Origin of the sequence: Pseudolactococcus hodotermopsidis (genome assembly GCF_011170085.1) — a bacterium.
Lineage (GTDB): Bacteria > Bacillota > Bacilli > Lactobacillales > Streptococcaceae > Pseudolactococcus > Pseudolactococcus hodotermopsidis.
In genome coordinates this window covers 1-12,793 of the sequence record NZ_BLLI01000064.1, presented here as the reverse complement: position 1 = coordinate 12,793, position 12,793 = coordinate 1, and the positions used below count along the sequence as shown (strand labels likewise).

Annotated in this window: 14 protein-coding genes and 1 pseudogene; 9 read left to right on the top strand and 6 right to left on the bottom strand. The window is 40.3% G+C overall.

Going from position 1 to position 12,793, the window contains the following annotated elements; all coding sequences use genetic code 11:
• The 6 genes and pseudogenes from Hs30E_RS11590 to Hs30E_RS09060 all read left to right on the top strand — a co-directional run.
• Positions 1–164, top strand: a pseudogene (locus Hs30E_RS11590) (IS5/IS1182 family transposase); the annotation flags it as partial.
• A gap of 134 nt (positions 165–298) precedes the next feature.
• A complete protein-coding gene (purH, locus tag Hs30E_RS09080; RefSeq protein ID WP_172209643.1) occupies positions 299–1,843 on the top strand; it encodes a bifunctional phosphoribosylaminoimidazolecarboxamide formyltransferase/IMP cyclohydrolase in 1,545 nt (514 codons plus the stop codon).
• Positions 1,844–2,097: 254 nt separating this feature from the next.
• Positions 2,098–2,376, top strand: coding sequence for a hypothetical protein (locus Hs30E_RS09075; RefSeq protein WP_172209642.1), 279 nt, complete (start codon positions 2,098–2,100; stop codon positions 2,374–2,376).
• A gap of 89 nt (positions 2,377–2,465) precedes the next feature.
• Positions 2,466–2,651, top strand: coding sequence for a helix-turn-helix domain-containing protein (locus Hs30E_RS11260; RefSeq protein WP_228462037.1), 186 nt, complete (start codon positions 2,466–2,468; stop codon positions 2,649–2,651).
• Between the two features lie 175 nt (positions 2,652–2,826).
• Entirely contained in the window at positions 2,827–3,816 is a 990-nt protein-coding gene (galE, locus tag Hs30E_RS09065) for a UDP-glucose 4-epimerase GalE (protein WP_172209641.1), read from the top strand.
• Positions 3,817–3,878: 62 nt separating this feature from the next.
• Positions 3,879–4,586, top strand: coding sequence for an MIP/aquaporin family protein (locus Hs30E_RS09060; RefSeq protein WP_172209640.1), 708 nt, complete (start codon positions 3,879–3,881; stop codon positions 4,584–4,586).
• Between the two features lie 362 nt (positions 4,587–4,948).
• Here the strand turns inward: Hs30E_RS09060 and rsmG are convergent, their stop codons facing one another.
• From rsmG to Hs30E_RS09030, 6 genes are all read right to left on the bottom strand, one after another.
• On the bottom strand, positions 4,949–5,662 hold the full coding sequence (gene rsmG / locus Hs30E_RS09055) for a 16S rRNA (guanine(527)-N(7))-methyltransferase RsmG (protein ID WP_172209639.1): 714 nt from the start codon (positions 5,660–5,662) through the stop codon (positions 4,949–4,951).
• Complete coding sequence (locus Hs30E_RS09050) at positions 5,659–6,603, bottom strand: polyprenyl synthetase family protein (RefSeq protein ID WP_172209638.1); 945 nt, start codon at positions 6,601–6,603, stop codon at positions 5,659–5,661. Before Hs30E_RS09050 ends, rsmG begins: the two co-directional genes overlap by 4 nt.
• Entirely contained in the window at positions 6,603–7,142 is a 540-nt protein-coding gene (locus tag Hs30E_RS09045) for a Gx transporter family protein (protein WP_172209637.1), read from the bottom strand. The genes Hs30E_RS09050 and Hs30E_RS09045 overlap by 1 nt, the downstream gene beginning before the upstream one ends.
• Positions 7,139–7,555, bottom strand: coding sequence for a NusG domain II-containing protein (locus Hs30E_RS09040; protein ID WP_172209636.1), 417 nt, complete (start codon positions 7,553–7,555; stop codon positions 7,139–7,141). Before Hs30E_RS09040 ends, Hs30E_RS09045 begins: the two co-directional genes overlap by 4 nt.
• Positions 7,556–7,639: 84 nt before the next feature.
• Complete coding sequence (galU, locus tag Hs30E_RS09035) at positions 7,640–8,563, bottom strand: UTP--glucose-1-phosphate uridylyltransferase GalU (RefSeq protein ID WP_172209635.1); 924 nt, start codon at positions 8,561–8,563, stop codon at positions 7,640–7,642.
• A 1-nt stretch (position 8,564) separates the two neighbouring features.
• Positions 8,565–9,602 (bottom strand): NAD(P)H-dependent glycerol-3-phosphate dehydrogenase, encoded by a 1,038-nt coding sequence (locus Hs30E_RS09030; RefSeq protein ID WP_172209634.1) that lies wholly within the window; start codon positions 9,600–9,602, stop codon positions 8,565–8,567.
• 101 nt (positions 9,603–9,703) lie between these two features.
• On the opposite strand from Hs30E_RS09030, the gene Hs30E_RS09025 reads away from it, so the two are divergent.
• From Hs30E_RS09025 to nagA, 3 genes are all read left to right on the top strand, one after another.
• On the top strand, positions 9,704–10,216 hold the full coding sequence (locus Hs30E_RS09025; protein WP_172209633.1) for a 5-bromo-4-chloroindolyl phosphate hydrolysis family protein: 513 nt from the start codon (positions 9,704–9,706) through the stop codon (positions 10,214–10,216).
• A gap of 19 nt (positions 10,217–10,235) precedes the next feature.
• Positions 10,236–11,354: a toxic anion resistance protein gene (locus Hs30E_RS09020; RefSeq protein WP_432205780.1), complete on the top strand. Its 1,119-nt coding sequence runs from the start codon at positions 10,236–10,238 to the stop codon at positions 11,352–11,354.
• A gap of 103 nt (positions 11,355–11,457) precedes the next feature.
• Positions 11,458–12,612: an N-acetylglucosamine-6-phosphate deacetylase gene (gene nagA / locus Hs30E_RS09015; protein WP_172209631.1), complete on the top strand. Its 1,155-nt coding sequence runs from the start codon at positions 11,458–11,460 to the stop codon at positions 12,610–12,612.
• Positions 12,613–12,793 lie beyond the last annotated feature (181 nt).

The window sequence follows — 12,793 nt, the reverse complement described above, 5'->3', positions numbered from 1 at the left end:
ATAAGAAAGAGAATCGCCGTATTTCAAGGGAAAGAATTTTGATTGAGAATATCAATGCTAAAATCAAAACCTTTAAGTGTATGGCTCAGAAATATCGTAATCGAAGAAAGAGGCACTTACTTCGTGCATCCTTAATTTGTGGTATTATCAATTTCAAAATTTAATTTCGGGAGAAGTCTAATAAAGCCAATTTCCGAACAATAAACGTCTATTTCACCCAAATAGACGTTTTTCACTACCATTTTCAAGAAAATTGGCATAGAATTGAAGTATAAACTAAAATTGAGGAGAAAATAAGGTGACAAGACGAGCATTAATCAGTGTCAGTGACAAAACAGGAATTGTGGCATTTGCCGAAAAATTGCGAGAATTAGGTTGGGAAATCATCTCGACTGGTGGGACAAAAACGGCGCTTGATGCGGCGGGCGTTGCGACAATCGCTATTGACGACGTGACAGGCTTTCCAGAGATGATGGACGGGCGCGTGAAAACGCTCCACCCGAAAATTCATGGCGGACTTTTGGCGCGGCGCGACCTTGACACGCACGTTTCTGCCATGCGCGACCACGACATTTTGCCGATTGACCTTGTTGTCGTCAACCTCTATCCGTTCAAGGAAACGATTCTCAAACCCGACGTGACTTACGCTGATGCCGTTGAAAACATTGACATCGGCGGGCCGTCTATGTTGCGTTCTGCGGCGAAAAACCATGCCAGTGTGGCGGTTGTCGTTGACCCGCTTGATTATGAAACGGTTCTCACAGAGCTTTCTGAAAATGGTAACACAAGCTATGAAACACGTCAGAAACTTGCAGCAAAGGTTTTCCGTCATACCGCTGCTTATGATGCCTTGATAGCAACGTATTTTACGGCGCAAGTCGGAATAGACAAGCCTGAAAAGTTAACGCTAACTTACGATCTCAAACAAACCATGCGCTATGGCGAAAATCCGCAACAAAACGCCGATTTTTATGAATCAGCTATGCCAACAGCCTACTCAATTGCCCAAGCTAAACAGCTCAACGGCAAAGAACTTTCTTTCAATAATATACGTGATGCAGATGCTGCGATTCGCATTATCCGCGATTTCACAGAGCCGACAGTCGTGGCGCTGAAACACATGAATCCTTGTGGCATTGGGACGGCTGATACGATTGAACAGGCTTGGGACTATGCTTATGCGTCTGATCCGGTTTCTATTTTCGGTGGCATTATTGTGCTGAATCGTGAAGTTGATGCTGTAACAGCTGAAAAAATGCACGCCATTTTCCTTGAAATTATCATCGCACCGAGCTATTCTGATGAGGCTTTGGCGATTTTGACAAGGAAAAAGAAAAATCTGCGGATTTTACAGCTGAATTTTGAGCAGCAAAAACAATCTGAAATTCAGAAAGAATTTACAGGTGTCTTGGGTGGCATGCTTGTCCAAAATCAAGATACAACAGTCGAACTGCAAGATTCATGGGACATTGTGACCAAACGCCAACCGACTGAAAACGAGATTAAGGCGCTAGAATTTGCTTGGAAATCGGTCAAATATGTCAAGTCAAACGGCATTATCATCACAAATGACCACCAAGCTTTAGGGGTTGGGCCAGGGCAAACCAACCGTGTTGGCTCGGTCAAAATTGCGCTTGAGCAAGCGGCGAACCGCCTTGACGGCGCTGTTCTTGCCAGTGATGCTTTCTTTCCTTTTGCCGATAATGTTGAAGAAATCGCTAAAGCGGGTATCAAGGCGATTATCCAGCCGGGCGGTTCGGTTCGCGACCAAGAGGCGATTGATGAGGCGGATAAAAGCGGTATTGCCATGGTTTTCACCGGTGCGCGCCATTTCCGTCATTGAGAAAATGAAGATAAGTTCAGTTTTGAGCTTATTTTTTTCTTGACAAGATATTTAGTAAATGAACTTAAATAAAATATAGGAGAATATTATCATGAAATTTAGCTTTGAAATGGCAACAGCATCGACACCGGAACAAATTTAGAAAAATTATGAAGCGGTCAATAACTAGTTTAAATGGGAAGAAGATTTGCAAGCCATCAATCAGGACGGCGAATTTGAGACGGGAACTTTTGGGCAAATGACCTTAGAGGGTTATGCCGAAAATGACGTTTGAGTTGGTTGAAGTGACGAAAAATAAAAGTTTTTGTGATGAAACAAAAATACCAAAAATGGGGTCATTATTTTTCAATCATGAGCTGACACCAACTGATAACCACACAATTATCAAACATTATGTTGAATTTGTGTGGTTAAATGGAGAAGTTTCTAAAGAAATACTAGCATTTACGTCACAAGTTTTTTCTGGTCTATTGGCTTTTCATTCATCAAAGCCTACAATATTTGGTACCGAAAAATCAAAAGTGAGCTTTTAAATATCGGGCTTACCCACCCGCAATTTGTTGTTCTGGTAACGCTTGGCTACTTACAGCAAGGGAAATCAGAAGTCAAACAGATTGATGTGATGACGATTTCGACGATTATCAGAAATCTTGAAAAGTTGAAATTGATTTATCGCTCGACTTCTAAACTTGACACGCGCGCCAAAGTCGTTTCGATCATTGATGCAGGCACGATTATTTTAAATAAAGCGCTCAAATTAGTTGAGCAGATTGATGCACAATTTTTTGAGGTCTTAGGTCAAGATTGACCGACTTTCAATCAATTTTTACATGATTTGATTGCTGAAAATTAAAAAATACTAAAGTTATCAAAAATTAAACTGTTCAGTCTTGGTTTTTACATTGAATGCTGAAAAAATCTCTCTTTTATGTTATAATATGTTTAGTAAACAATAACTAGACAAAATGAAATTGAGGAAGAAAATGACAGTTTTGATTTTAGGTGGTGCGGGCTATGTTGGTAGCCATGCAACAGATGAATTTTTGGCTCGTGGTTATGATGTGGCGGTTGTTGACAATCTATCAACTGGTCACAGAGCAGCGGTAGATGAGAAAGCGCGATTTTATGAAGGCGATATTCGCGATAAGACTTTTTTGTCAGACGTTTTCACTAAGGAAAAAAATATTGAGGGTGTCATGCACTTTTGCGCCTATTCCTTGGTTGGCGAATCCATGGAAAAACCGCTCATGTATTTTGAAAATAACGTTGGTGGGGCAATTACATTGCTTGAAGTCATGAATGACTTTAATGTAAAACACATTGTTTTCTCATCAACTGCGGCGACTTTTGGTATTCCAAAAGAAACACCGATTACAGAGCAAACACCACAAAACCCAATCAATCCTTACGGCGAAAGCAAGCTCATCATGGAAAAAATGATGAAGTGGCAAGCTAGCGCAACAGATATGACCTATGTTGCCTTGCGTTATTTTAATGTTGCTGGCGCCAAACACGACGGGTCAATTGGCGAGGCGCATAAAAATGAAACACATCTGATTCCGATTATCTTGCAAGTGGCGCTTGGACAACGCGAGAAAATCATGATTTATGGCGATGATTATCAGACTGAGGATGGCACGTGTGTCCGTGACTATATTGGTATGGCTGATTTGATTGATGCGCATATCAAGGCGCTTGACTACCTCAAAACTGGCGGTCAATCGGATGCGTTCAACCTTGGCACGAAAACAGGTTATTCCAATCTCCAAGTCCTTGAAACAGCTCGTAAAGTCACTGGTCACGCCATTCCGTCAGAAATTGGACCACGTCGTGCGGGTGATCCCGATGCGCTAGTGGCTGATAGCAGCAAGGCGCAAGCGATTTTGAAATGGACGCCGAGTGAAAAGTTAGCCGACATTATCCAAAATGCTTGGAGTTGGCACCAAAAACACCCACATGGGTATGAAGACTGAAATATGAGAAATAACGCTTGATGATGAGTGTTATTTTTGCTTTAGATTAGAAAGTAGATGATATGCAGGAATATTTAGGAGAATTTTTCGGAACACTTGTTCTGATTGTTTTGGGGACGAGTGCAAGTGCGGGTATGACCCTTAAAAAAGCGTATGGACAAGGGAGTGGTTGGCTTTTTGTCAGTTTTGCTTGGGGCATGGCAGTAACTTTTGGTGTTTATACGGCGGCAGCTTTTGGGGCAGATGGTCATCTCAATCCCGCAGTGACCCTTTCTCTTGGGCTTTTCAGTACATTTGCCAAGGGCAAAATGCTTGGCTATATAATTGCTCAGTTATTAGGTGCATTTTTTGGTGCAACGCTCATTATTTTGCAATTTTATCCACATTTTTTGGCGACTAAGACAGTCGAGGAGGGCAATTCTGTTGGTATTTTTGCGACAGCTCCCGCTATTGATAACAAATACTTTAATTTTCTAAGCGAGTTTATCACGACCTTCATTTTCATTTTTATTATGGTCAATATGGGTGACTTTATAAGTGGACTGAAGCCATTAGTCGTAGGTTTTCTCATCTTTTCTATTGGGACGGGGTTAGGGACGACAACTGGCTATGCACTTAATCCTGCACGTGATTTCATGCCACGCTTGGCCTACACAATCTTACCTGTACCACATAAAAGTGATGCCAATTGGTCTTATGCTTGGATACCTGTGATTGCACCGATTGCTGGGGCTTGTTTGGCTGTTGCATTGAATGGTGTTTTGCATTGAATGAATGAGGCTTAAAGTAGAATTGTAATTATCGGAAAGAAATAGTTATTTTATCTATCAAAATAACAGCAATTCTAAGGAAAAATTAGTTAGCGATTTTGTACCGACACATAAGAAAGTAGTGGTCGTACAAAGTGATGACGTTCATATTACGATTAAAACGATTGAAGATTTTAGAGATGAAGAAGTGCGAAAAGGTCAGATGATTAAGTTATTAAAATCAAAAAATAATATTAAATAAGAAATTCTTTTAGATGAAACTTATACTTTTTCCTATTCTGGTTCTGGCGCTATCACGCAAAAAGATGACGAAACATGGCTATATAAGTCAAATAGGTAAAATAAAAAAGCCATTTTGACACTCAAAGTGGCTTTTTATTTGGCATGCCAGCCTTGCGAGGAAATTTCTTGGGCGTTTCTTTTTTCTTCTCGACGACGACCAAATGCCGTTCGTCGCCATTTGGCAGCGCATAATCGAGCGTTTCGCCCAATTTTCCGCCCAAAATGGCAATGGCGTGCTTACTTTCAGCGATTTCGTCCAACATTTGACTGGCTTTGAGCGATAGCAATTGCCCATCTTTCTTTAAAAATGGTAGTGTCAACTCTGACAAAACGTTCAATCGCGCTACGGCGCGAGCAGTCACGTAGTCAAACTGACCTCTGTACCTGACGTCTTGTCCAAAATCTTCAGCTCGACCGTGCAATAAAGTGATAGCATCAAAACCAAGTTTTTCAGACAAACTGTCCAAGAACTTAATTCGTTTGTTCAAGGAATCAATAATTGTCACATCAAGTTGGGGGTAAATAATCTTCATCGGAAAACTTGGAAAGCCAGCACCAGCGCCAATATCCAGCAATTTAACAGGCGAATTAGCCATCACACCATACAAAATCGGCGCAATTGAATCATAAAAATGTTTGAGATAAACATCATTTTTTTCGGTAATGGCTGTCAGATTGATTTTCTCATTTTCAGTAACTAAAAATGAGAAATAAGTGTCAAATTGTGATTTTTGTAAGTCTGACAATAGAATATCAAATGTTTCAAGTGCCGTATAAAAGTCTTCGGGTGTCATAATTTTCTTTCTAACAAGTTTTCAGTAATCTGTCGAATATCGGATTTGACAGGATTTTCAGGTAATTTCTCAATCAATTTGAGGGCTTTTCGTGTATATTTTCGTGCCAAATGTTGCGTTTTTTCGAGCGCATGAGTGGCTTTGATACGAGCAAAAACACCCTCGAAATCTTCTTTTTTCAATAGATCAGCGACATTTTCATCAGCCGAAAGCGCAAAAAGAACAGGCGCGGAGTAGATACCTTGGCGAATATCCGCCAAAACAGGCTTGCCGAAAGTCGTGGTATCCGCAGTGTAGTCGAGGTAGTCATCCATAATCTGAAAAGCAATGCCGATATTTTGCCCAATATCGTAGGACAACTTGGCAAGTTTATCTTGACCGTCCGCAAACGGTGCAACCGCACAGGCTTGAGCAAATAGCTCCGCCGTTTTTCCCGAAATATTGTTAAGATAATCAGAAATTGTCTGCTCGGTATTAAAGCGCAGATTCATCTGCCCCAACTCGCCGTCCAGTAGCTTTTCCATGGCGTCAACACGATTTGACAGATTCGATAAGTCTAGCGCATGCTTAATCATGAGTTTGAAAATCACAACAAACAGATAATCGCCCGCATAAACCGCCACATCATTGCCATAAAGGTGCGAAATCGTTGGCACACCGCGCCGTGTCTCAGCCTTGTCAATCACATCGTCATGAATCAAAGTGGCTGTGTGTAGCAACTCGATTGAACTCGCAAGGGCGATTCTCTTATCAGCATCAAGACTTGTCAACTCAGCAAATAAAAGTAGATAAGCAGGCCGTAATAACTTACCACCAGATGATAGGAGAGATAAAATCGCCGCTTGCGTTTGCGGATTTTTAACCTTAATCGTCGCTAACAGTGTCTTTTGAACAGTTTCAAGTTGCAATGAAAGCTGTGGATAATTTTTCCAATATATCATTATTTTGTTATCCAAATCTTATTTTCCTTGATAAATAATGTGTGGATTGGCTTGATTCTGTAAAGGAGAGAATTACCTGCAATGCCAATGAAAAAGCCAGCTAATAAGCCAAAGAAAGCCAACCAAGGCAGATATAATAAAACGCTAGGTGTTTTTGCAATAACAGTTGCCATAAGCAGTTGCCCGACATTGTGAAAAAAGCCACCGACGAGTGAAATACCAATCAGGCTGACCCATCGCGGTCCAAATGCTTTAATCGCATACATGGCAAGGAGTGAGAGTAGACCGCCAGTCGCGCTGTATAAAAAGACAGAAAAGCCTGTGAAGAGCGCTGTCAACAAGAGTTTGAGTAAGAGTAAAAGCCCAACTTCCGATTTTTTTAAAGTAAAAATCGCCATTAAAATTACCAAATTAGCAAAACCAAATTTAGCACCAGGCGCAAAGGCAAATGGCGAGGGAAAGGAAGATTCGATAATGCCGATAATCGTTGCTGTCGCTGTTAATAAGGCAATATAGACAATCCTATTCAGATTTTTCATTCGTAATCCACCACCCTTTCCTTGTTTTTCTTGTTATCAGACATGACCTCAATCACTAATTGATGTGGCAAACAAATAATCGTCTGTCCACTTTTATCAACAAAGCCCTTACGCACACAAATTTGATCAGCACAAGTCGCATAAATGATACCAATCTTGCCGTCACGCACCACAATTTTGTTAATATCGCCATCCGTATCTTTATATGTATAGTTTTGATTTTCAGTTAAGTCGAAATTTTTGATGATTTTGCCATTAATTCGTAGTTGCGCTATGTTACTGGGCTTTTGATTATTACTGAAAAAGAGAAAAGGTGTGAAACTTGCTAGCATTAAGGTAATGATAAGAACGAAATCTAAAGGTTTCATCTGTAATTTTAAGATATTTTTAGAGATGTTCTGAGTCGTTTTCATTACTATATTTTATCATGTTTTAGTTTTTTTTGCTTGTAATAAAGAAAAAGCCTTCTGATTTCTAAAATCAGAAAGCTAGTTCAATCATTTCTTAGCTGCAGGCTTATCAGCTTTCTCAAGCTCTTTTCCTTTTTTGATGATATAGTCATGCAAAGCTTTTTTAATCTGTGGATGATTCAAGCCATATTCAATCGTTGTTTCGACAAAACCAAATTTATCGCCGACATCATAGCGTTTGCCAGTAAATTCTTGGGCAAAAACGCGCTGTGTTTTATTGAGTGTTTCAATAGCATCTGTCAATTGAATTTCATTGCCTGCCCCTGGTTTCTGATTTTCCAAAATATCGAAAATTTCGGGTGTTAAGAGATAACGCCCGATAATTGCCAAATCGCTTGGTGCTTTATCAATAGCGGGTTTTTCAACAAAATTAGCAACGTTATATAACCCTTTAGTAACTTCACCCTCGGGCGCAATCACACCATATTTGTCAACTTCTTCATGAGGTACTTTCATAACAGCAATGGTAGAGGCGTGCGTTTTTTCGTAGTCGTTAATCAACTGTTTCGTCAATGGCACCTCAGATTCCATCAAGTCATCACCGAGCATCACGACAAACGGCTCATCGCCGATAAATGCCTTGGCTTGTAAGACAGCGTGTCCCAAGCCTTTCGGATGACTTTGGCGAATGAAATGCAAGTTAATATCAGTCGTTTCTTCAACGAGTTTCAGCAAATCATTTTTACCTTTTTCCCTGAGTGACATTTCAAGCTCAATATTTGAGTCAAAATGATCTTCAATTGGACGTTTGGCTTTACCGGTCACAATGAGAATATCTTCGATACCAGATTTGAGTGCCTCTTCAACGATAAACTGAATTGTTGGTTTATCAACGATTGGTAGCATTTCTTTAGCGATTGCCTTAGTTGCAGGTAAAAAGCGTGTGCCAAGACCTGCAGCGGGAATAACTGCTTTGCGAACTTTTTGATTTTTAAATTCTTGTGTTGTCATTTTAATTTAATCCTTTTATTTCTATAATATATTCATTTTCGGAGCGTGCCTCGCGGCGCATCAGCGTAACGATACTCTCGCGAATATCTTTGTTTTCATAGATAACGCTGTAAATAGCATCTGTAATTGGCATGTCAATGTGCATCGTTTGCGCTAATTCATGCGCCACTTTTGTCGTTGAAATACCCTCAATAATCATGCCCATATTGGCCTCAATATCAGCGAGTTTTTCGCCCCGTCCCAAAGCATCGCCAGCTCGCCAATTCCTTGAGTGAACCGAGGTACCAGTGACAATCAGGTCTCCGACCCCTGACAAACCGATATAGGTCATGGGGTTAGCACCCATTGCCACGCCGAGCCGTGTAATCTCAGCAAGACCACGGGTAATGATAGCAGCCTTGGCGTTATCGCCAAAACCGAGACCATGCAAAGCACCCGCACCAACCGCAATCACGTTTTTTAGCGCCGCAGCCGTCTCCACACCGATCACATCATCAGTGGTGTAAAGGCGGAAGTAGTCATTGCTAAAAAGTTCCTGAACGAACTTGGCATCAGCGTGATTCTTAGAGGCTGCCGTAATCAAAGTCAAATCACGCACGATAGTTTCCTCAGCATGAGAAGGACCAGACACGACAACGATTTCAGAGCGCAAATCACTAGGAATTTCTTCCTCCAAAATGGTCGAAATCCGTTTATGTGTGCCTTGCTCCAAACCTTTGGAAGCGTGCATAATAACGACTTTATGGTCGAGTACTTCAGCAACTTGTTTAGCAACTAAGCGCGTGACTTTGGTTGGTACGACAAACAAAATCGCCTCAACGTCAGCCAAAGTCTGTTTTAAATCATCGTAAGCTTTGATTTTATCATCAAGTACAATATCCTTGAAAAAATGTGTGTTGGTATGTTTGTTATTAATTTCAGCAATTTGTTCAGGAATGTTTCCCCAAATGCGCACCTCGTGACCATTGTCATTGAGGACTTGTGACAGTGCTGTTCCCCATGAACCAGGTCCTAGAACAGCAATTTTTTTTTGAGCCATAATACCTCCAAAGATAAATTTATTTCTATTCTATCATATTATTTAATAAAAATCATTCTTTGGACCGAGAATTGCCTGAAAAATTGTGTTAAAATAGAAGTATGGAAATTATAATAGTCTTAATAATAGTAATGGTGGTGCTAATTTTGTGGCTAATAAATGCTTATAAAAAAGAAAAAAATAATCCAAAATTGATGCAACAATATCAAGCGCAGGGGTTATCTGACCATGATATTGCTATTTTTCGTTCGACGATGAATGAGGCAAAAGTTCAGATTAAAACTTGGGAGAAAAGTGTCAAAAAGGATGCAGATTTACAGGTAATTGAGCGTGTGACAGGTGGCTTGAAGAGTGCTAAAAAACTTTTCCAGTTAATTGTTAAAAATCCTAGAACAGCATTATTAAATCATGATTTTCTCTATAAAAATTTGCCAACTATGGTAGAATTGATTGAGACTTATGAAAATATTAAAAGTGTTGACAAATTAGACGAAGCACTTTTGATTGAAACGAAAAAATTAGTCAAAAGTTTGTCTGAGAAAATTGCTAAAAATTATGAGTCGGAACTTTCTGACGATCTTGAAAAAATTAAAAACGAGGTAGAAAATGGCTAACGAAATTTTAGATGAGTTGATGAACGCTGATAAACTTATCAACGTGGAAAGCCCGATGACACAATCTGTCGTAGCAGATTCAGCCGTTGCAACATTGACTGAAGAAGAATTAGGCAAGGCAAAAGAGCTTTTGAAAACGCTTGACGAGAATAATTCACAATCAGTTATCGAGTATGGGGCGGTTGCGCAACAAAAAATCGGCGATTTTTCACAATCTGTGCTCAACAAAGTGCAAGCACAAGATTTGGGTGAAGTTGGTACGACCCTGACTGATCTGATGTTTCAGCTCCAAGAGTCCAATCCTAACGACCTCGCTGCTGAAGATGATGGTTTTTTTAAGAAAATGTTTGGGAAAGTCAAGAAATCTATTTTTGAAATTACGCAAAAATATCAAAAACTTGGCGCTGGTATTGACAAGATTTCGATTAAATTGACACATGAATATAAAGGCTTGTTGGAAGATAACAAGACTTTGGAGAGTTTGTACGGTGAAAATCTTGATTATTTTCATGCGCTTAATGTTTATATCGCAGGTGCTGAGCTGAAAATCAAGGAATTAGATGACACGATTATTCCCCAAGCCAAAAATGATGCCAAAGCTGTGCCAGATAATGCGCTTGCTGTTCAGAAAATTTCTGACCTTGAAAACTACAAAAATCGGTTGGATAAACGGCAATATGACTTGAAATTGGCACGTCAGATTACCATTCAACAAGCACCGCAAATTCGGATGATTCAAAATACCAATCAAGAATTGGCTGAAAAAATTCAAACGTCTATCAACACTGCCATTCCATTGTGGAAAAATCAGGTTGCCATTGCTTTGACGCTTTTGAGACAAAAGGATGCTTTAGCAAGTCAGCGTATTGTGTCAAACACGACAAATGATTTGCTAACTAAAAACTCAGAAATGCTCAAACAGTCATCAATTGAGGCGGCGCGTGAAAATGAACGTGGTGTCGTGGATATTGAAACATTGAAACAAACGCAAGCTAACTTGATTGAAACGATTCAAGAGACGATGACGATTCAACGTGAGGGGGCAGCCAAACGTCGTCAAGGCGAAGTCGAATTGGCGCAACTTGAAGAAGAAATCAAAGCGAAATTGTTAGCATTGTCAAGTAAAAAAGACAACTAAAGCGAGGTTTCGCTTTTTTTGTAAAATTGGACTAGACCATTTTTGACAATCAGTTTAGAAAGTTGTAAAATAAAAGAAAGCATAAAAAGAAAGAGGCGAGCATATGACAACTTACTATATCAAAGCAGATAAATTTTTTTATCCTTATGAGGTCAAAATAGGCGGGTATTTGGCGATTACTGACGGAAAATTTGGTAATCACATGGCGCAAGCACCAGAAAATGCTGAAATTTTGGACTATACTGGTAAATTTATCGCACCAGGACTTGTTGACACGCATGTTCACGGCTATGCTGGGGCAGATGTTATGGACAATGACAAGGACGGCATTGTTCACACCATGAGTGATGCCCTTTTGTCAACTGGTGTGACGTCATTTTTACCAACGGCTTTGACGGCAAGTTATGAGCAACTTCGTGATATTTGTGAGACGATTAGTGGGCATTATACGGAGGCAAGTGGTGCGAAGATTCAAGGCATTTTCTTTGAAGGACCGTACTTTACTGAAAAACATAAAGGGGCTCAAAATGCGACGTATATGCGCGATCCAAGTTTTGAAGAATTTCAAGGTTGGCAAGCAGCAGCCAAAGGGCTATTGTTGAAAATCGCCGTAGCACCAGAACGTGACGGCATTGAGGACTTTATCTCAAAAGTTGTCGCAACTGGCACTAAAGTGGCGCTCGGTCATTCTGATGCAACTTATGAGGAGGCTGTTCGTGGTGCTGAGGCGGGGGCGAGTATCTGGGTTCATGCTTATAATGGCATGCGTGGCTTGACACATCGCGAGCTTGGTATGGTTGGGGCGGTTTATGAAATACCGCATACTTATGCTGAGTTGATTTGTGACGGACACCACGTTCATCCAAGAGCCTGTGACATTCTCATGAAACAAAAAGGTCACGACCACGTGGCGTTGATTACTGACTGTATGCGGGCGGGTGGTGAGCCAGATGGCGACTACATGCTTGGCGAGTACCCTGTTATCGTTGAAAATGGGACAGCGCGTCTCAAGGACGGTGGCAATCTTGCGGGGTCAATCCTTAAACTCAAAGATGGCTTGAAAAACGTGGTTGAGTGGGGCATTGCCTCGCCAGAAGAAGCGGTTATGATGGCAAGTTTGATTCCAGCTAAATCAGTTGGCATTGATGACAAATGTGGGCGTATTAAAAAAGATTTCGCTGCCGATTTTATTGTTTTAGAGCAAAATCTTGAACTTTTTGCCACTTATCTGAATGGTGAAAAAGTTTATTCTGTGTAAATTATGGAGACAAAACTCAAATTATCGTGATGAAATTTGAGTTTTGTCTTATTTTATTAGACTTCTCCCAAAAATAAAAAAATTTGTTATACTATAGTCATGAACTATGAATCCCTCAGCAAACTCAGCGATAGTCATTTTAAACGTCTAGTTGGCGTTAAACGTCCAACCTTTGAATCTA